The organism is Salipiger sp. ABN3_019 (assembly GCF_056158605.1).
Map to the genome: position 1 here is coordinate 539,589 of NZ_JBSWTP010000009.1, position 19,105 is coordinate 558,693.

Annotated in this window: 21 protein-coding genes and 1 tRNA gene; 10 read left to right on the forward strand and 12 right to left on the reverse strand. The window is 65.4% G+C overall.

Features of this window, described 5'->3' with window-relative positions:
* Positions 1-201: 201 nt before the first annotated feature.
* Positions 202-1,155, forward strand: a complete 954-nt coding sequence (locus tag ACXAD2_RS10660) for a KpsF/GutQ family sugar-phosphate isomerase (RefSeq protein WP_475169705.1) — start codon at positions 202-204, stop codon at positions 1,153-1,155.
* 46 nt (positions 1,156-1,201) lie between these two features.
* Here the strand turns inward: ACXAD2_RS10660 and ACXAD2_RS10665 are convergent, their stop codons facing one another.
* The 6 genes from ACXAD2_RS10665 to ACXAD2_RS10690 form a co-directional block, all read right to left on the reverse strand.
* Positions 1,202-1,918 (reverse strand): LrgB family protein, encoded by a 717-nt coding sequence (locus ACXAD2_RS10665; protein ID WP_066103263.1) that lies wholly within the window; start codon positions 1,916-1,918, stop codon positions 1,202-1,204.
* On the reverse strand, positions 1,915-2,289 hold the full coding sequence (locus tag ACXAD2_RS10670; RefSeq protein ID WP_318246643.1) for a CidA/LrgA family protein: 375 nt from the start codon (positions 2,287-2,289) through the stop codon (positions 1,915-1,917). The genes ACXAD2_RS10665 and ACXAD2_RS10670 overlap by 4 nt, the downstream gene beginning before the upstream one ends.
* Before the next feature lie 264 nt (positions 2,290-2,553).
* Positions 2,554-2,629: transfer RNA gene (locus ACXAD2_RS10675), tRNA-Thr, on the reverse strand.
* A gap of 45 nt (positions 2,630-2,674) precedes the next feature.
* On the reverse strand, positions 2,675-4,252 hold the full coding sequence (locus ACXAD2_RS10680; protein WP_475169708.1) for a heme biosynthesis HemY N-terminal domain-containing protein: 1,578 nt from the start codon (positions 4,250-4,252) through the stop codon (positions 2,675-2,677).
* An 18-nt stretch (positions 4,253-4,270) separates the two neighbouring features.
* A complete protein-coding gene (locus ACXAD2_RS10685) occupies positions 4,271-5,839 on the reverse strand; it encodes a COG4223 family protein (RefSeq protein WP_475169710.1) in 1,569 nt (522 codons plus the stop codon).
* A 13-nt stretch (positions 5,840-5,852) separates the two neighbouring features.
* Entirely contained in the window at positions 5,853-6,653 is an 801-nt protein-coding gene (locus ACXAD2_RS10690; RefSeq protein ID WP_475169711.1) for a uroporphyrinogen-III synthase, read from the reverse strand.
* Between the two features lie 88 nt (positions 6,654-6,741).
* On the opposite strand from ACXAD2_RS10690, the gene tsaD reads away from it, so the two are divergent.
* The 5 genes from tsaD (at position 6,742) to ACXAD2_RS10715 (ending at position 9,944) form a co-directional block, all read left to right on the forward strand.
* On the forward strand, positions 6,742-7,821 hold the full coding sequence (gene tsaD, locus ACXAD2_RS10695; RefSeq protein WP_475169713.1) for a tRNA (adenosine(37)-N6)-threonylcarbamoyltransferase complex transferase subunit TsaD: 1,080 nt from the start codon (positions 6,742-6,744) through the stop codon (positions 7,819-7,821).
* Complete coding sequence (locus tag ACXAD2_RS10700) at positions 7,818-8,777, forward strand: NAD(P)H-dependent glycerol-3-phosphate dehydrogenase (RefSeq protein WP_475169714.1); 960 nt, start codon at positions 7,818-7,820, stop codon at positions 8,775-8,777. The genes tsaD and ACXAD2_RS10700 overlap by 4 nt, the downstream gene beginning before the upstream one ends.
* 2 nt (positions 8,778-8,779) lie before the next feature.
* Complete coding sequence (locus ACXAD2_RS10705) at positions 8,780-9,052, forward strand: YciI family protein (RefSeq protein WP_475169717.1); 273 nt, start codon at positions 8,780-8,782, stop codon at positions 9,050-9,052.
* Positions 9,053-9,062: 10 nt separating this feature from the next.
* Entirely contained in the window at positions 9,063-9,482 is a 420-nt protein-coding gene (locus ACXAD2_RS10710) for an EVE domain-containing protein (protein ID WP_475169718.1), read from the forward strand.
* A 69-nt stretch (positions 9,483-9,551) separates the two neighbouring features.
* Positions 9,552-9,944: a DUF1761 domain-containing protein gene (locus tag ACXAD2_RS10715; protein ID WP_475169720.1), complete on the forward strand. Its 393-nt coding sequence runs from the start codon at positions 9,552-9,554 to the stop codon at positions 9,942-9,944.
* 242 nt (positions 9,945-10,186) lie between these two features.
* On the opposite strand, the gene ACXAD2_RS10720 is transcribed toward ACXAD2_RS10715, so the two are convergent.
* Positions 10,187-10,528 (reverse strand): DUF2853 family protein, encoded by a 342-nt coding sequence (locus ACXAD2_RS10720; protein WP_475169722.1) that lies wholly within the window; start codon positions 10,526-10,528, stop codon positions 10,187-10,189.
* Between the two features lie 269 nt (positions 10,529-10,797).
* Between ACXAD2_RS10720 and ACXAD2_RS10725 the strand changes: the two genes are divergently transcribed.
* Complete coding sequence (locus ACXAD2_RS10725) at positions 10,798-11,235, forward strand: universal stress protein (protein ID WP_475169724.1); 438 nt, start codon at positions 10,798-10,800, stop codon at positions 11,233-11,235.
* A 17-nt stretch (positions 11,236-11,252) separates the two neighbouring features.
* Positions 11,253-12,818 (forward strand): alanine/glycine:cation symporter family protein, encoded by a 1,566-nt coding sequence (locus tag ACXAD2_RS10730; protein ID WP_475169726.1) that lies wholly within the window; start codon positions 11,253-11,255, stop codon positions 12,816-12,818.
* Positions 12,819-12,879: 61 nt separating this feature from the next.
* On the opposite strand, the gene ACXAD2_RS10735 is transcribed toward ACXAD2_RS10730, so the two are convergent.
* Positions 12,880-14,229 (reverse strand): esterase-like activity of phytase family protein, encoded by a 1,350-nt coding sequence (locus ACXAD2_RS10735; protein ID WP_475169728.1) that lies wholly within the window; start codon positions 14,227-14,229, stop codon positions 12,880-12,882.
* Between the two features lie 338 nt (positions 14,230-14,567).
* Positions 14,568-15,953, reverse strand: a complete 1,386-nt coding sequence (ahcY, locus tag ACXAD2_RS10740) for an adenosylhomocysteinase (RefSeq protein WP_475169731.1) — start codon at positions 15,951-15,953, stop codon at positions 14,568-14,570.
* A 180-nt stretch (positions 15,954-16,133) separates the two neighbouring features.
* On the opposite strand from ahcY, the gene ACXAD2_RS10745 reads away from it, so the two are divergent.
* Together ACXAD2_RS10745 and ACXAD2_RS10750 are read left to right on the forward strand one after the other, a co-directional pair.
* Entirely contained in the window at positions 16,134-16,727 is a 594-nt protein-coding gene (locus ACXAD2_RS10745) for a hypothetical protein (protein ID WP_475169733.1), read from the forward strand.
* 47 nt (positions 16,728-16,774) lie between these two features.
* Positions 16,775-17,212 (forward strand): N-acetyltransferase family protein, encoded by a 438-nt coding sequence (locus ACXAD2_RS10750; protein ID WP_475174822.1) that lies wholly within the window; start codon positions 16,775-16,777, stop codon positions 17,210-17,212.
* A 6-nt stretch (positions 17,213-17,218) separates the two neighbouring features.
* Here the strand turns inward: ACXAD2_RS10750 and ACXAD2_RS10755 are convergent, their stop codons facing one another.
* The 3 genes from ACXAD2_RS10755 to ACXAD2_RS10765 all read right to left on the reverse strand — a co-directional run bounded on the left by ACXAD2_RS10755 (position 17,219) and on the right by ACXAD2_RS10765 (position 19,019).
* Complete coding sequence (locus ACXAD2_RS10755) at positions 17,219-17,542, reverse strand: hypothetical protein (protein ID WP_475169735.1); 324 nt, start codon at positions 17,540-17,542, stop codon at positions 17,219-17,221.
* 217 nt (positions 17,543-17,759) lie between these two features.
* Entirely contained in the window at positions 17,760-18,335 is a 576-nt protein-coding gene (locus ACXAD2_RS10760) for an ActR/PrrA/RegA family redox response regulator transcription factor (RefSeq protein WP_224902028.1), read from the reverse strand.
* Between the two features lie 66 nt (positions 18,336-18,401).
* On the reverse strand, positions 18,402-19,019 hold the full coding sequence (locus ACXAD2_RS10765; protein WP_475169737.1) for an SCO family protein: 618 nt from the start codon (positions 19,017-19,019) through the stop codon (positions 18,402-18,404).
* Between the last annotated feature and the right edge of the window lie 86 nt (positions 19,020-19,105).

The window sequence follows — 19,105 nt, forward strand, 5'->3', positions numbered from 1 at the left end:
GAATGCGGTTTCCCGCGAAACAACCCGAGGCAGCATAAGCGTCGCCTGACCGACATGGCACGGAGGTGGGCGCTCTGGCACGTTGATTCTGCTTTCTCCTCTCGCCCGCCGGAGCGACCCGGCACGCGGGCCATGCTGCCCGAGGTTGGACAAGCCCGCATTTGCGGGCTAACACCCGCGCAGGTCACAACAGGGAAGATCATGCCCGAAACCCCGTCCGACATCGCCCGCGCCGTCCTCGCCACCGAGACCGAAGCGCTGACCCGGCTCGCCGACGAGCTGCCTGCCGATTTCGATGCGGTGGTCGATCTGCTGCTGCACATCCGGGGCCGCGTCATCGTCTCGGGCATGGGCAAATCCGGCCATGTGGCCGCGAAGATCGCCGCCACCCTCGCCTCGACCGGCACCCCGGCGCAATTCGTGCACCCCGGCGAGGCCAGCCACGGCGATCTGGGGATGATCACCTCGGCGGATGCGGTGATCCTGATCTCCAATTCCGGCGAGACCCGCGAGCTGGCCGATATGATCGGCTATTGCGCCCGCTTCTCGATCCCGATGATCGCCGTGACGAAACGCGCAGGCAGCACGCTGGCCAGCGCCGCGCAGCATCTGCTGCTGCTGCCCGATGCGCCCGAAGCCTGCGCCATCGGCATGGCCCCCACCACCTCGACCACCCTGTGCATGGCGCTTGGCGATGCGCTTGCCGTGGCGCTGATGAGCAACCGTGGGTTCGGCAAGGAAAGCTATGCGCATTTCCACCCCGGCGGCTCGCTGGGCGCTGCGCTGCTGCGGGTCTCGGCGGTGATGCACAAGGGCGACGAGCTGCCCGTGGTGCGCCCGGAAACCCCAATGAGCGAAGCGCTGGTGACCATGTCGCAGAAGGGCTTTGGCGTCGCTGCGGTGGTCGAGGACGGCCGCCTGAGCGGCATCATCACCGACGGCGACCTGCGCCGCAACATGGAGGGGCTGCTGGATCGCCGCGCGGGCGATGTGGCGACCCCCGGCCCGCTCACCACGCGGCCGGAGATGCTGCTCACAGAGGCGCTTGGCATCCTCAACGAGAAGAAGCGCACGGTCCTTCTGGTGGTCGACGAGGCCGGGCAACTTGTCGGGCTGCTGCACATCCATGACGCGCTGCGGGCCGGGGTGGCCTGATCCTGCCCTGACCTCGTGCGGCGTTCGGGTCTCCGGCGCTGACCGCCTACTCGAACAGATGCAGCACCAGCGGCGCGAGGATGCCGGTCAGCACCGCGTTCATCCCCATGCCGATGCCCGCAAAGGCCCCGGCGGTCGGATGCACCTGCAGCGCCCGCGCGGTGCCGACGCCATGCGCGGCAACACCCGTGGCAAAGCCGCGCGCACGCCAGTCGCGCAGCCCCAGCGCGTTGAGCATCGGCGTCACCGCGATCGCCCCGATCATCCCGGTCAGCAGCACAAGCACCGCGGTCATCGCCGGATCGCCGCCGAGCTTTTCCGAAATGCCGATCGCCACCGGCGCGGTGGCCGATTTCGGCGCCAGCGAGGCCAGAAGCTGCCCCTCCGCCCCCAGCGCCTTTGCCAGCCCAAGCGCCGAGACCACCGCCGTCAGCGAGCCTGCCAGCAGCGCCAGCGCCATGGGCAACGCGGCCTTGCGCACCCGGCGCAGGTTGGCGTGCAGCGGCAGCGCCAGCGCCACCGTCGCCGGGCCAAGCATGAAGTGGACGAATTGCGCGCCTTCGAAATAGGTCTCATAGGGCGTGCCCGTGGCCATCAGCAGCGCGCCCAGCAGGATCACCGAAAGCATCACCGGATTGAACCAAGGCTTGCCGCGGCTGAGCCGGAAGATCCGGTCGGCGATCCAATAGGCCACCAGCGTCGCCGTCAGCCACAGCAGCGGGCCGCTTTCCAGATATGACCAGACGAGAAGCGGATCGGTCATGCGTCTTCCTCCTCGTCGGTATTGCCGGTAAGCCGCGCCACCCATTCGAAGGTCAGCGCGCCGACGCAGATCGCCAGAAGCGTCGATCCGATCAGCGCCGCTCCCAGCGCCAGCGCATTGGACGACAGCTCGGAGAGCCGCGCCACCGCGCCCACGCCCACCGGCACGAAGAGCAACGAGAGGTTCTGCAAAAGGAAGCTCGCCACAGGGCGGATCAGCTCGAGCAATTTGGGCGACAGCACCATACCGACGACCAGCGCCACCATGGCCAGCACCGGGCCGGGCAGCGGCAGGGAAAACATGCGGGAGAGGACTTCACCGCCGAGCTGAAACAGCAGCAGCGCGATGATTCCGGTGACAATGGCGGGCACGTGACTTGTCCTCGTGAGTGTATTGCGTGCCGCTGCGTTAGGGGGAACGTCCGGCCAAGTCGAGAGCGCGGCCGCCTTCGGCCACCGAAACTGCCCATGACGGCATCAAGATGCCTCCGCGATGACCAAAGCTCCGCGCTGCCCCCCTCCTTCCTCTTGGCGAAAATATCCCGGGGGAGTCCGCGCAGCGGACGGGGGCAGAGCCCCCCAAACGCAAAAGGCCACCCGCGCGGGTGGCCTTCTGATCCGGTCTCCGAAGAGAACTGGTGCCGCTGAAGGGACTCGAACCCCCGACCCCATCATTACGAATGACGTGCTCTACCAGCTGAGCTACAGCGGCACTGGTGGGCGGCCTCTTAGCACCGGGGCCGCCCTAGGAAAAGGCCTATTTTGCCTTCTCGGGTTCGGCGCTCTGGGCCGGCTCTTCGACGGTCTCTGCGTCGGGCACATCCGGGCGTTTCTCCGCGTCCGCGCCAGCGGTCGCGACCGGCGGTTCAGCCGGCGTTTCTTTTGGGGCCTCCTGCGTCGGGGTCAGCACTTCGGGCGCCTCGGTCTCGGGCTCCGCCGTCGGCTCGTCGGTCTTGTCCTCGAGCGCGCCGATGATCAGCGGCAGCATCTCTGCGCCCGCCGGAGCCACGTCGGAATGCGGCGGGTTGCGCCAGCTCAGCGTGTCGAACCCTTCGCAATTGTCGCAGACCGGCACCCATTCGGCGTGCACGTGGTGACACTTGTCGCAGACCCACTGCGGGCCGCGCGGCGCCACCAGTGCCTTGGCCAGCCAGCCGCGCACCACCTGCTCGCCAGCGCCCTCGCCCTTGGCGATCGCCGCCATGACGGTCAGCACGCGGGCATCGGGCTCGGTCTCGGCGAGGTTGCCCACGGCGCGACGCGCCTCGGGGAAATCCTCGGCGGCGAGCGCAAGCTCGGCCTTCAGCAGACGGGTTTCGCGGTGGTCAGGCTTGACCGAGGTCAGCGTGCCGAACCGCTTCATCCGCGCTTGCGGCGTCTCGTCGGGGGCGATCTCGGCGAAGGCGGCGGCAAGGTCCGGATGCGGCTGCACCGACCATGCCTTCTTGAGGATGCGGGCGGCGAGCTTGGGCTTTTCCTGCGCGATGTAAGAACGCGCCGCCATGGAGGCACCGGGGATGAGGTCCGGCGAGCCCTTGGAGGCGGCGATGGCCGCCTCGCGGGCTTCGATCGGCTTGTCCTCATCCATGATATCCTTGGCTTCCGACAGCGCCAGCACCGCGTCGCGGCGGCGGTAGATGTCACGCGGCAGCGCACCGTGCTTGAGCTTGGCCGAGAGCGTTCTGCGCGCGCCCTGCCAGTCGTGCTTTTGCGCCTGAAGCTGCAGCAGAACGTCCTGAATTTCCTCATGCTTGGGCTTCAGCGCAAAGGCGCGTTCCGCCAGCTTGAGCGCGGTGTCGGTATCGCCCTTCGCCAGCTTCTGCTTGAGCATGCCGCGGATGCCGACAAAGCGGGTCTGCTCGTTGGTGATGAGCTTTTTGTAGACCTCTTCGGCCTTGCGCGTGTCCCCGGTCAGCTCGGCCGCCTGCGCGGTCAGCAGATGGGTGACTTCGGGCTTGTGCAGGTAGCGCTCGGCCTTCTGCGCCTTGGCCATGGCCAGCTTGCCCTCGCCCGAGGCCAGCGCCAGCAGGCCTTCGGACATGGCCTGATAGCCTTTGCGCTCGCGGTTGCGGTCGAAATAGCGCGACAGCGCGGTGTCATCGCCGTTGATGAACTTCAGGATCGCGATGAGCAGCGACACCAGTTTGAAGACCACCCACAGCACGAAGACCAGCACGATGGCGGCGATCACCGACTGCAGCGGCCCAAGGGTGAATTCCATTCCGCCGGCGGTGATCTGCACCCCGCCCTGACTTTCCATCAGGTAGCCAGCCCCAAGGGTGAGCGCCGCGACGGCGGCGACGAAGAGAACGATTTTCAGAAGTGACCAAAGCATGAAAACGAGCCCTTACCCTCAGTTCTGGTTCAGAGTTTGTGCGACGGCATCGGCCCCGTCGAGTGCGGCCTTGCGCGTCTCGGCGCTGGCGACCCAGTCCGAGAGTTCCTGTTGCGCGGGTTCGGGCAAAGCCGCAACCTCGCTCAGCACCGCGCCAAGATCGCCCGAGCGCAGCGCCGCTTCGGCGCGCGACAGGACGGCATCGGGATCGTCGCCCGCGCGCGGCTCGACCGAGCGCGCGCCAAGCTGGTTGGCAAAGAAGGTGGCAACGCGGCTGGTGGTGTCCTCATTGGTCGCCTCGGCCCGGCGCGCCGCCGAAAGCGCATCGCGCGCGGCGGGCGGGAAGTCGGCCTCGAGCGCCGAAAGCGTCGGCACACCGTCACCCGCCGGGGCGCTCAGCCCCTCGGGCACATCGACACCGTTTTCCTGCAGCGTGGCCAGCGCCTCGGCATAGGGGGCGCCGTCGCGCAAAGCGGTCTCGATATCGGCCAGCGCCGAGCGTGACTCGGCGGTCAGCGCCTCATCCGAGGCGGCTTCGCGGGCCTGCATGGCCTCCTGCGTCATCTGCTCGACCTCGGCGCGCTGCGTCTCGATCGCGGTGCGCACATCGGCCAGCGCCTTTTCATAGGCCGCCATGGCCTCGGGCGAGACCGATTCCGACAGCCATTGGTTCTGCATGTCCTCGATGCGGGTCTGCAGCTGCGCCACCTGCTCGCTCAGCGAGGCGGCACTGCCCTCGGCATTGGCCATGCGCTGTCCGAGATCGACGGCGGAATTCTCCAGATCGGTGAGGTCGATGCCGCCAACTTGCGAGGCGGTGTCCTCGAGCGTCGCGCCAAGCGCGTCGATCTGCTGGGACTGATCAGCCAATGCGGCGCGGGTCTCTTCCTCGAAGGCTCCGGAGGCGTCGCCAAAGGGGAAGGTGCCGGACTGATAGGCCGACGCGCCCCAGCCCAGCGCCGCGGCAATGATGCCGCCGACGACCATGGGCACGAAGCCGCCTTTGCGCTCGATCACCTTCTCTTGGATCACCTGCGGCGGCACGGTGGCTGCGGGCTCGGGCGAGACAGGCTCGCGCGCCATCGGATCGGAAGCGGGGTCGATCCGCTCTTCCTCGACCACGACCGTATCGGCACCGGCAGACCCCAGAGTGTCCTCGGCCTGCGCCGGTGTATCCTCATCCGCGTCAAGTTCGACCGCTTCGCCCACCGAGTGGATGGATTCCATCGAGTTCGCCGGCTCATGCGCGACCGTGTCGTCTTCGTTCGAGACAGCCAGCGTATCATCGCCAGAGAGCGGATCGCCTTCGCCAACCGTCTCGGCCTCGCTCAGAGTGTCGTCACCCTCGGTCCGTTCCGTATCGGCCCCGGCAAGACTGTCGTCCGCATCCGCATCTTCGGTGTCATTGGTGGAAGCGTTCTGCACCTCGGAGGCCAGCGTGTCGTCGCCCGTGGATGCGGTCACGCTCTCCTCGGGGGTCTCACCCTCCGAGATCTCGCTTTGGGTGGGCTCGGTTTCGGGCGTCAGGCCCTCATCCCGTTCCGTGTTTTCATCGACGCCGGTCTTTGGCTTCTTCTCGTCGGCCACGCGGTCCACCCTTTCAATCTGTCGCGCGCGAGTCCCTGCCGGACCCTGCGTCACGTTGATAACTTTCCACAGACCCGGCGCGCTCTACAAGCGGTCGCGCGCATTCTAGAAGCTTTCCCACCGACTTACGCATCAGCTGCCCCTCGGGTCGCGAAACAATGTCTGAGTCGAGAACATAGTGGCCAGAGCAAGCTCCGGCCACCTCTGCGCTCATGTATGCGGCGAAAAGCGGCGCGGTTGCGCTAACGGCCGCTGCGGCTTCCACAAAAATCCGGGCAGTTCGCGGTGAAAAAAGCGGCACTACCACAGGAAGCCTGCCCTGCAGCGCGGCAATCGCCTCGGCGGTCAGCGGGCGAGTCGGCTGGTCGTAGATCACCGCCTCAAGGCAAGGTTGGCCCGCCGCGCCCAGCCGGGCCGCAAGATCGCCGCGCGCATGGGTGCCGCGCAGATGCAGAAGCTGGCCGCCCGGCGCGTCGCCGAGGATCGCCGCAAGCAGCGACTCGGCATCGCCCCCGGCCACGCGCGGCGACATGCCCAGATCACGCGCCGCCCGCGCCGTGGCCTCGCCCACCGCATAGCACAGCGGCAGCGGCGCTCCGCCCAGTTCGGCATAGGCGCGCACCCCGTTGGCAGAGGTGAAGATCAGCCCGGTGATCCCCTCCATCTGCGGCAGCGGGCCCGTAGGCTCGACCTCGATCAACGGGCTGATAACGGGGGTAAAGCCGCTGATGCCCTCCTCGGCCAGCTCCTGCACGAACCGCTCGGAGGCCGCGCGCGGGCGGGTGAGCAGCAGGAGAGGCTGGGTGTCGGGCATCCTTGCTCCTGTATTCAGAAGGGCTGGGATTGTGGCAGCGTTTCTGTGGTGGTAGCTGCAAGAGCAAAGGGATGCAACGGACGCGCTGATGGCTGAACTGACGATCCTCGGGCTGGAAAGCAGCTGCGACGACACCGCGGCGGCGGTGCTGCGCGGGCGGGAGATCCTGTCTTCGGTGGTGCTTGGGCAGGCCGAGCTGCATGCGGCCTTTGGCGGCGTGGTGCCCGAGATCGCGGCCCGCGCCCATGCCGAAAAGCTCGATCTGGCGGTGGAACAGGCCTTGGTGCAGGCCGGTGTGCCCGTGGGCGAGCTTGATGCCATCGCCGTCACCTCCGGCCCCGGGCTGATCGGCGGCGTGCTGTCGGGCGTGATGATGGCCAAGGGCATCGCCGCGGCCACCGGCAAGCCGCTCATCGGGGTGAACCACCTCGCGGGCCATGCGCTGACGCCGCGGCTGACCGATGATCTGGCCTATCCCTATCTGATGTTGCTGGTCTCGGGCGGGCACTGCCAGTTCCTTGTGGTGCGCGGCCCACAGGAGTTCACCCGGCTTGGCGGCACCATCGACGACGCGCCGGGCGAGGCGTTCGACAAGACCGCACGCCTGCTTGGCCTGCCGCAGCCCGGCGGCCCTTCGGTCGAGGAAGAGGCCCAAAAGGGTGACGAGAAACGCTTCCGCTTCCCAAGGCCGCTGCTCGACCGCGAGGGCTGCGATCTGTCCTTCTCGGGGCTGAAGACCGCGCTGCTGCGCATGCGTGACAAGCTGATCGACGAGCAGGGCGGGCTGCACGCGCAGGATCGGGCCGATCTTTGCGCCGGGTTTCAGGCGGCGGTGCGCGACGTGCTGGCCGAGAAGACCAAGCGCGCATTGCGGCTCTATCTCGAAGCAAATCCCGCCCAGCCCGCGCTTGCCGTGGCAGGCGGCGTGGCGGCCAACAAGGCTCTGCGCGGCGCGCTCGAGAGCCTGTGCGACGCGCATGGCGTCAGTTTCACCGCGCCGCCGCTGCGGCTCTGTACCGACAACGCGGCGATGATCGCCTATGCGGGTGGTGAGCTTCTGGCGGCGGGCGAACGCTCGGACATGACGCTGGCCGCGCGCCCGCGCTGGCCGCTGGATAAGGCGGCGGCACCGCTTCTTGGCTCGGGCAAGAAAGGCGCCAAAGCATGATCGGCGTGCTTGGCGCTGGGGCGTTCGGCACCGCTCTGGCCGTGGCGCTGGCCCGTGATGGCCGCAAGGTGATGCTCTGGGGCCGCAACGCCGAGACGATGGCCGAGATGGCCCGCACCCGCCAGACCGCGCGCCTGCCCGGCGTCACCCTGCCCGAAAGCATCGAGATCACCGCCGATCTGCCGCGCACCGCCGAAGCGGAAACGCTGCTTCTGTCGGTGCCGATGCAGACGCTTTCCGCCGTTTTAGGGTCGATTGACAGCTCTCTCGAAGGGCAAAAGCTGGTCGCCTGCTGCAAGGGCATCGATCTGGCCACCACCACCGGCCCCAGCCATGTGATCGCCCATGCCAAGCCCGGCGCCCTGCCCGCCATCCTCACCGGCCCCAGCTTTGCCGCCGACATCGCGCGCGGCCTGCCGACGGCGCTGACGCTCGCCTGCGAGGACGCCGAGGCCGGGCTGGTGCTGCAGCATGTGCTCTCGACCAAGACGCTGCGGCTTTATCGCAGCCTCGATGTCACCGGGGCCGAAGTTGGCGGCGCGCTGAAGAACGTCATGGCCATCGCCTGCGGCGCCTGCATCGGCGCCGGTCTGGGCGACAGCGCCCGCGCCGCATTGATGACCCGCGGCTTTGCCGAGATGACCCGCCTTGCGGTGCATCTGGGGGCGAAACCAGAGACGATTACAGGGCTTTCGGGCCTTGGCGATCTGGCGCTCACCTGCACCTCGGATCTGTCGCGCAACTATCGCTATGGCCAGTCGCTGGGCCGCGCTGAGGGTTTCGATCCGTCGGTGACGGTCGAGGGCGCCGCAACCGCACGCGCGGTCACTGCGTTGGCCAACCGCGAGGGGATCGCCATGCCGATCTCTGCCGTTGTCGCCGGTCTGACCGAGGGACGCGTTACCATTGCCGAAGCTCTGGATGAGCTTCTTTCCAGACCCCTGAAGGAGGAATGACCATGCTCGTCGCACTTATCGCCAAGGACAAAGCCGGTGCCCTGCAAATCCGCAAGGACACCCGCGCCGAACACCTCGCCTATATCGAACGCACCGGCGTGGTCGCGCAGGCCGGTCCGCTGCTGGATGAGGCGGGCGAGATGGCGGGCAGCCTGGTGATCCTCGACGTCGAGGATATGGCCGCCGCGCAGGAGTGGGCCGACAAGGACCCCTATGCGCTCGCCGGTCTGTTCGAGAGCGTCACCCTGACCGCGTGGAAAAAAGTCATCGGCTGAGGATGCTGCGATGAGATACTGGCTCTTCAAGTCCGAGCCCTCGACCTGGTCATGGGATGACCAGGTCGCCAAGGGCGAGGCGGGCGAGGAATGGGACGGCGTCCGCAACTATCAGGCCCGCAACTTCATGCGCGAGATGACGCTTGGGGATCGCGGCTTCTTCTACCATTCGCAGAAGGAGAAGGCCGTCGTCGGCATCGTCGAGATCTGCGCCGAGGTGCACCCCGACAGCAAGGCCGATGACCCGCGCTGGGAATGCGTGGACATCAAGGCCATCGAGAAACTGCCCAACCCGGTGACGCTCGACGAGATCAAGGGCGACCCGGCGCTGTCCGAGATGGCGCTGATCAAACAGTCGCGCCTGTCGGTGCAGCCGGTGACCGAGGCCGAGTTTCAGCACATCTGCGCCAAAGGCGGCCTAAAGGCCTGATCCCGCGATTGCCGCTAGGCAGCACGCCCGCTTTGCGGCAGGCTTCCCGCGACAGCGAGGGAGGCCTTGATGGACTTGATCAGCGTGATCGTCGCGGCATTGGCGGGCTGGCTCTTCGGGGCGGGCTGGTACATGAGCCTGTCGAAGCCTTGGCTCGCAGCCTCGGGCATAGAGTGCGACGCGTCGGGCAAGCCGAAGAAAGGCAGCCCCCTGCCCTTCGTGCTATCGGCCATCGCAATGCTGCTGGTGGCGGGCATGATGCGGCACATCTTTCATATGGCGGGCATCACCAGCCCCGGCGCCGGTCTGGTCGCGGGGCTGGGCATCGGCCTTTTCTTCATCGCGCCGTGGATCATGATCAACAACGCCTACGGCCAGCGGCCCTTTAAGCTGACACTGATCGACGGCGGCTATGCGATTTTTGGCTGCGCGGTGATCGGGCTGGTGCTCGGTCTGTTCTAGGTTGCCTGCCCGTCTAGGCTGCTTGCCGAGTCTACTGGCCGGGCATGAGCCAAGGCGATCCGATATCGAGTTTGGAAACGGAAAAGGGGCCCGACGCATCGCCGGACCCCTTGCCACCCCACGCGCACTCCCACAGGCGCTGCGGTGAAACCGGATCCGACCTTCTGGCCGGATCCTCAAAATGCCATCGCAAAGCGACTCTGGCAAAGGCGAACTGTCTAAAATCCAGCGCGCCGAAGCGCTCAGCCGTAGACCGCCTCTTTGCCGAAATGCTTGACCAGCAGGTAATAGACCACGGCGCGGTACTTGTTGCGCTCGGAATGGCCGTAGGTCTCGGCCACCGCATGGATCGCATCCATCAGCTCGGGCCCGTCGTCGAGCCCCAGCTTCTTGATCAGGAAGTTGTCTTTCACCGTTTCCAGTTCGTGATCCTGACTGGAGGCAACGGTCGAGGCATCAGCGTCATAGATCGACGGGCCGCAGCCGATGGTGACCTTGGTCAGCAGGTCCATGTCCGGCTCGACACCGCATTTGCTGCGCAGGTCCTCGGCGTATTTCTCGATCAGATCGTCTCTCTTGCCCATGTCGCTCTCCCAAAGGACGTGTTGCACCGGGCCACAGCAGCCGTTTCCCGGCAAGACCGACTATAGTCAGGCCGCATTGTTGAAAAAAAGGAGAAAATTTTCTCCTCCACCCCGCTCCATTCGGCGGGAACCTGCGGCATTTTGCTTTTTTTCGTGACAAATGCGTAACGTCGCCCGCAGCATAGACCCTAGGGAAAGCATCTGCCAAAGAGCCCCGGCCAACAGGGGGCGCAGACGCGGCCTCAGAAAAATCATACCGGGGAAATACAATGGCAACTGAGACGTTTGTCGTCGCCTACGAGAACAAGGAAGGTGATGACGGCCTGCTCGACTATGCGATCGCGCGGGCCAAGAAGGACAATGCGGCATTGCTGCTTGTCCATATTCTGGAATGGTCGCCCTACAAGTTCCTCACACCGCAGGAGCTTGAAGAGCGGCACGGACGGCGCAAGGAAGAGTTGAAACGCGCGCAGGAGGTCATCCTCGATCCGGCTCTGGCCAAGGTGAAGGACGCCGGGCTCGAGGTCGACTGCCGCATCCGATACGGCTCTGTGGTCGAACTGGTGGCCGAGATCGCCACCGAGGCGAAGGCCTCGATGATCATCGTCGGCCGCTCCGGCACGCAATCCATGACGGCGCGCATCTTTGGCTCGGTCCCGCTGGGGCTGGCACAGATTGCCACCGTGCCAACCGTCATCGTGCCGTGAGCCGAAGGAGACCTCTCATGTCCATAAACCAAAACATTCTTCGCGCCGCTCTGCTGCCTGCGACCGCGCTGCTTGCCGCCGCGCCTGCACAGGCTCAGGAAGAGGCGCACAGCATCGACGCCGCGATCAACGAAGCGGTCGGCAATCTCACTGGGCCTTTCGTCAGCTTTATTTTCTCACCCTTTCCCGGCACGTCCTTTCCGTGGATCGTGCTCTGGCTGGTGATCGCCGCGACCATTTTCACGCTCTATTTCGCTTTTGTTCAATTTCGATCCTTCCCGCATTCCATCGCGCTCGTCTCGGGCAAATATTCCGATCCGAACGACGCGGGCGAGGTCAGCCATTTCCAGGCCCTCGCCACAGCGCTTTCGGGCACCGTCGGCCTTGGCAATATCGCCGGTGTGGCGGTGGCCGTCTCGATCGGCGGCCCCGGCGCGACATTCTGGATGATCCTCGCTGGCCTCATGGGCATGGCGTCGAAATTCACCGAATGTACGCTGGGCGTGAAATACCGCAACGAATACCCCGACGGCACCGTCTCGGGCGGCCCGATGTACTATCTCAGCAAGGGGATGACAGAGCGCGGCTTTGGCTGGCTCGGCAAGATCCTCGCGATCTTCTTCTCGATCTTCTGCGTGCTGGGCGCGCTTGGCGGCGGCAATATGTTCCAGGCCAATCAGGCCCATGCGCAGATCGCCAATATCGTCGGCGACTATCCAGGCTGGATCACCGGCGTGATCTTTGCCGCGATCGTCTTTGCGGTGATCATCGGCGGCTTGAAGAGCATCGCGCAGGTGACCGAGAAAGTCGTGCCCTTCATGGGCGTGCTCTATGTCGGCACCGCGCTGATCATCCTGCTGATGAACTTCGACAAGATCGGCTGGGCCTTCGGTCAGGTGTTTGACGGCGCGTTCACCGGTGCCGGTGTTGCGGGCGGGCTTGTCGGCGCGCTGATCCAAGGCTTCAAACGCGCCGCCTTCTCGAACGAAGCGGGCGTCGGCTCGGCGGCCATCGCCCACTCAGCGGTGCGCACCAAAGAGCCGATCACCGAAGGTTTCGTGTCGCTGCTCGAGCCCTTCATCGACACGGTGGTGATCTGCACCATGACCGCGCTTGTGATCATCATCACCGGCGTCATGCAGATCGACCCTGAGACCGGCAATTACATCTGGAACGCCGATCTGGGCCGTGTCGAAACCATCGGCGACGTCTCGGGCGTGGCGCTGACCTCGGCGGCCTTCGGCACGACTATCTCGTGGTTCCCCTACGTGCTGGCGCTGGCGGTGATCCTCTTCGCCTTCTCGACGATGATCTCCTGGAGCTACTACGGCCTCAAGGCGTGGACCTATATGTTCGGCGAAGGCAAGGCGCAGGAGCTGATCTTCAAGGTGATCTTCTGCATCTTCGTGATCATTGGCGCGGCGATGAACCTCGGCCCGGTGATCGACTTCTCGGACGCCGCGATCTTCGCCATGGCGCTGGTCAACATCTTCGGCCTCTACTTCCTGATGCCGATCGTGAAGGGCGAGCTGAACAGCTACAACGCGCGGCTGAAGTCCGGCGAGATCAAGCGCTACGCGTAAGACCTCCCAAAGCTTACGGATGGGGGCGCCACAAGGCGCCCCCATTGTCTTTTGCAGGCGATCACTTCGCCGCCAGCAGCTCCGGCACTTCGAGCAGGATGAACTCGTTGTGCGCCGCTTCGCCCGGCACGCGGCCGCCAGAGAACGGCAGGTTGTTGTCGTTGGCGACCAGAATGTGGCTCTCGTCCACGGCAATCACGTCCTCGATGGTGAAGAACGGGAAGCTGAAGGTCTCGCCGCCAGCGCCCATACCCGGCAGCGCCTTGGCGCCCGGATCGGCGATGTTCAGCAGGTCGATCTGCCCGATGCGGCGGATGAAGCCCTCATCGTCGGTCTGGCTCATGTCGACCAGCACGATGTTCTTCACCTTGGCGGGGTTGGGGTAGCAGTCCGAGGTGTCGCTTGTGCCCTCGACGCAGGCCTGCGCCATGTCGCCCTCGCCATTGTCGCGCTCGATGACCAGCGCGCGGGTCTCGTCGATGAAGTTGAAATCGCCGATCGCGGTGGCGCCTTCGGCAAGCTGGAACTTCACGCTCTCGCCGGTCCATTCGCCTGCTTTAGGGTCGAAAGCGATGACCCGCAGGAACGGGCCCTCGGTCTCGCCGCCCTCGATCAGCACCGGCTTTTCCAGCATCGCCCAGAGCAAATCCGTGCCCGGCTGCAGCGCCATGCCCTCGTAACCGCCCGAGCGCTGCACCTGATAGTCGCGGCCCGCCTCGGCAGGGACGAAGACGCTGTAGGTGTCCGGCCCATGCAATTCCTTGCCATCGAGCTCGGTGGCGAAGACCTCTTTCACCACGCCGTCAAGACCGGCGCGGATGATATAGGGACCGAACTCGTCGCCGATCCAGACCTCACCGTCCAGCACCTGAATCAACTCGGTGTCGAAATCGGCGCCGGTCAGATAACGGCTCTCTGTGCCTTCATAGGCGATGCGGAAGGGCACCTTATGGTCGGGGTCCGACAGGAAGACGGTCTCACGGCGCTCGACAGTGCCGGTCTCGAAATCCGGGGCCATCTTGTGAAAGAACAGCAGCGCATCGGGCGAGTTGCGCTTCGAGCCAAAGCCGTTGTCGGTCAGCGTGTAGAAGCTGCCATCCTCGGCGCGTGTCATGGCAAAGCCCGACATGCCCTGCACAGGCTGGCCGATGAAGGGCAGCGAGATGCCGGTGCCGTGGTTGCCGTAACTCTTGCCGGTGTTGCCTTCGACGCTCATCGCCTGCGCGTTGCGGACGGCGCCGGTGAACTTGCCCGACAGCCATGCATCGCGCGGCGCATCCGCCGGCGGCTCGACCAGCGACAGGGCGGGCAGGTAGGCGTGACCGGCGAGCTTGGCCGGGAAGACTTCCTGAGCCGTGGCGGGCGCGGCAAGCGCGCTGGCGAGGGCAAGGACGGACAGCGAAAGGCGCATCGTGTATCTCCTCAGGGATGCTGCAATGCGCCGCTGCTACCGCCCTTGCGTAAAGCTCACATGGCCGCGATGTGACGCCGGGGTGAAAGTGGAGAGCCGGGTGAGCGCCTGCCCGTGGGGTGGCGCTGCGCCTGTTGAGGTCTGCGCTTTATCTCGCCAAATCCGTGTGACACCCAAACGTTTTGCGCAGACGACAAAGCGCCAGCCCGCCGGGACGGGCAGGCGCTCGCCCGGCGGCCTACGGCCTCTGCTCCGGGCTCAGTGACGCAAAATAATCCAAATGCAAAACGCCCCACCAGTTGGCGGGGCGTCGCAAAAAGCCTGAAACAGACTCGAAATCAGTAGCGGTAATGCTCGGGCTTGAACGGGCCCTCCGGCGTCACGCCGATGTAGGACGCCTGCTCCACCGAGAGCTTGGTCAGCTTGGCACCGACGCGATCAAGGTGCAGGCGCGCCACTTTCTCGTCGAGGTGCTTGGGCAGGATGTAGACCTTGTTCTCATACTGGCTGCCGTTCTTATAGAGCTCGATCTGCGCCAGCACCTGGTTGGTGAAGGAGGCCGACATCACAAAGCTCGGGTGGCCGGTGGCATTGCCGAGGTTCAGCAGGCGGCCTTCCGACAGCAGGATGATCTTGTTGCCCGAGGGCATCTCGATCATGTCCACCTGATCCTTGATGTTGGTCCACTTGTGGTTCTTCAGCGAAGCGACCTGAATCTCATTGTCGAAGTGGCCGATGTTGCCGACGATGGCCATGTTCTTCATCTCGCGCATATGCTCGATGCGGATCACGTCCTTGTTGCCGGTGGTGGTGATGAAGATGTCGGCGTCGGCGACGACGTCTTCCAGCAGCACCACTTCAAAGCCGTCCATCGCCGCCTGCAGGGCGCAGATCGGGTCGGCCTCGGTCACTTTCACCCGCGCACCGGCGCCGGCCAGCGAGGCCGCCGAGCCCTTGCCCACGTCACCATAGCCGCAGACCACGGCGACCTTGCCCGCCAGCATCACGTCGGTGGCGCGGCGGATGCCGTCCACGAGGCTCTCGCGGCAGCCGTATTTATTGTCGAATTTCGACTTGGTCACCGAATTGTTCACATTGATCGCCGGGAAGGGCAGCAGGCCCTTCTTCTGCAGATCATACAGGCGATGCACGCCGGTGGTGGTCTCTTCCGAGACGCCCATGATCGCGTCGCGGGTCTTGGCGAACCAGCCCGGGCTCTGCTCCATGCGCTTCTTGATCTGCGCGTGGATCACCTCTTCCTCTTCCGAGGTCGGCACACCCAGATCCTCGCCCGCCTCGGCGCGCGCGCCCAGAAGGATGTAGAGCGTGGCGTCCCCGCCATCGTCGAGGATCATGTTCGCGCCTTCGGCGAACTGGAACGAGCGGTCGAGATAATCCCAATGCTCTTCAAGCGTCTGGCCCTTCACGGCAAAGACCGGCGTGCCGCCCGCGGCGATCGCTGCGGCGGCGTGGTCCTGCGTCGAGAAGATGTTGCACGAGGCCCAACGGACATCCGCGCCGAGCGCCTTCAGCGTCTCGATCAGCACGGCGGTCTGGATGGTCATATGCAGCGAGCCGACGATGCGCGCGCCCTTCAGCGGCTGCGCTTCACCGAATTCGGCGCGGCAGGCCATCAGGCCCGGCATCTCGGTCTCGGCGATATCAAGTTCCTTGCGGCCGAACTCGGCCAGCGCGATGTCCTTGACGATATAGTCTTCAGCCATGTTCCGGCGCTCCAATTCCAATCTCGGGATTGCGGAGCGGGGTAGCATCCCTTGCGATACCCCGCAACGTGGATCACAATCCACGGCAAACGGAAGCATAATCCGCAGACAGGCCCCGTCCAGATGACCCATCCCGCCCTTCTTTGCCCCGTCCCGCACCCAAGCAGCGGAGGCTGACCCATGGCCAAACAGCCCCGCGCCTGGCAGCGCATGCTCTCGGGCCGCCGCCTCGATCTGCTCGACCCCACGCCGGTGGACATCGAGATCGAGGACATCGCCCATGGTCTCGCCTTCGTGGCGCGCTGGAATGGCCAGACCCATGGCGACTACCCCTATTCCGTGGCCGAGCATTCGCTGCTGGTCGAGACCCTGTTCTGCCGCCTCTGCCCCAATGCGACGCCCGCCGAAAAGCTTTTCGCGCTGCTGCATGACGCGCCGGAGTATGTCATCGGCGACATGATCTCGCCGGTGAAGGCGGCGGTGGGTCCGGGCTACAAGGAGCTCGACAAGCGGCTCGAGGCGGCGATCCACCTGCGCTTTGGCCTGCCGTCGGCGCCCAGCCAGAAACTCAAGAGGCAGATCAAGAAGGCCGACAATGTCTCGGCCTGGATGGAGGCGGTGCAGATCGCCGGGTTTTCCGAAGCCGAGGCCTCGCGCTTTTTCAAACGCCCGGATACGGAACTGATCGCGGGGCTCGACATTCACCTGCGCCCGCCGGTCGAGGTGCGCCGCGCCTATACCGCGCGCCACGCAGAATTGCTGGCCGAGCTGTGAGCGCCCCGGTCTCCGTCCGCCGCGCCGGTGCGCTGGACGCACGGCCCATGGCCGAGCTGCTGAACGAGGTGATCGCGCAGGGCGGCACAACCGCGATGACACGGCCCGTCACCGGAGCGGAGCTGCGCGCTTGGATGCAGACCGAGCGCGCCATCTGGCACATCGCCGAGGATACCGGCGGCGCGCTTCTGGGCTTTCAGTGGGTCGAGCCGCACCCCAAGCACGGCGCGGATGTGGCGCAGATCGCCAGCTTCGCGCGTCCGGGCCGCACGCGGCTCGGCATCGGCTCGGCGCTCTTCGAGGCGACACGGGCGGCCTGCCGCGATGCCGGGTACCGATGGATCAACGCCGAGATCCGCGCCGACAACGAAGGCGGGCTGATCTACTATCAAAGCCGCGGGTTCGAGACATACGGCCACATTAGAGACTATCGTCTCGACGACGGCACGCGTGTCGACAAGCTGCTCAAACGCTACGACCTTTGAGCCCGATCACTCCGGTTCCAGATCGGCGCGCACCCCCGGCGGCTGCCGCGGCACAAGCACCAGCGCCCCACCCGCCGAAATCACGCAGCTGATCTCGTCGCTGCGCGTCAGCAAAAGCGTGTAGCCGCCGCTGTCCTCCGAGCCCCAAAGCTCGAAGAGTGTTTCGGGAGATTGCAGACCAAATGCGATCTGACGCTCGCCGAACTCGCTTTTCAGCCGCTCCACCAGCGCCGCACGCGGCAGGCAGCTTGGCACTTGCGCCTCGCCCACGGGTGGGCCCAGCGCCGCCGCGCCGAAGATCAGACTTGCGGTGAACAGACGTTTGTACATGGGATCCTCCTTCCCGCCGGAAGGAGCGCCGCCAGTGCCGGTGTCCGACCGGCTTCACATGTCGAGAATGCTTTATCTTACCACAAGTGAAGAGAAAAATCGCCACACATCGGATCGAGCCGCGACACGACTTCGTGTCTCGCTCAGGCCGCTTCGGCAGCCCCTTCCTCTTGGCAAAAATATCCCCGCCGGAGGCAGCGCCCAAAGGGCGCCTCCCTCACTTCGGCGAGCGTTTCGCGAGAATGCGCTGCAGCGTCCGGCGGTGCATGTTGAGCCGCCGCGCGGTTTCGGAGACGTTGCGGTCGCAAAGCTCATAGACCCGCTGGATGTGCTCCCAACGCACCCGGTCGGCGCTCATCGGGTTCTCGGGGGGTGGCGGCAGGTCGTCGCCCTTCGACAGCAGCGCATTGGTGATGTCGGTGGCGTCGGCAGGCTTCGACAGATAGTCGGTGGCACCGATCTTCACCGCGGCCACGGCGGTGGCGATCGCGCCATAGCCGGTCAGCACCACGATACGGCTGTCGGGGCGGCGTTCGCGCAGCACTTCCACCACGTCGAGGCCATTGCCATCCTCAAGCCGCAGGTCAATCACCGCATAGGCTGGTGGTCGGGCCGTGGCGATGGCCTTGCCCCCGGCCACGGTTTCGGCGGTTTCAACCTCGAAGCCGCGTTTCTCCATAGCTTTGGCGAGGCGTTTGAGGAAAGGCTCGTCGTCATCGACAAGCAACAGCGAGCGATCGTCGCCCAGATCGTCTTGTGAAAGTTCCGCCACGGCGGCCCCCGTGTTATCCATCGGCAAATATCGCCGTATGAGAATTTCTCTTATCCCGCCCGAGGGATGCGGTCAAACCAAGGCGGCTCACATGTGGTCGATAAAGCACGCGGCCCGCTCGGAGAGCTGCTCCGGCGTCACGTCGCGGCGGACATAGTCGACAAAGCCTTCCCCCGGCAGCACGAGGTAGGTGAAGGCCGAATGGTCGACGAGATAGAACTCTTCGTCGGGGTCGTTGATCTTGTAATAGACCCTATAGGCCTTGGCCGCCGCGTCGGTCTGCTCTGGCGTACCGCTCAGACCGATCATCTTGTCGTGGAAGTTGGTGACATAATCGCCCATCACTTCGGGCGTGTCGCGCGCCGGATCGAGGGTGATCATCGCGGGGGTCACCGAATAGCCCGCTTCGGCCAGAAGATCCGTCGCCTCGGCGTTGCGCGCATTGTCCATCGGGCAGACGTCCGGGCAGAAGGTATAGCCGAAATAGAGCAGCGTCGGCTCGGTGATCACATCGGCATCGCTCACCGTCTCTCCGGCTGCATTCAGCAGCTCGAACGGCCCGCCGATGTCGCCCGCCACGGCCCCGGCGCGGCACTGCGCGAAACGGTCGTCGCCGCGGCCCCATTGCGTGGCGACCCACATTCCGGCGCTCAGCGCGATAAGCCCACCAGCAGCGGCGATGGCGACGATCGGTGCGGTTTTCATCTGGCCTCCCTGAGAGATCCCGTCCCGGCGGCAAAGCCCGGACCCCGGGATCGCATTGCAAATCCCCGCCCCAGACCTAACAATTG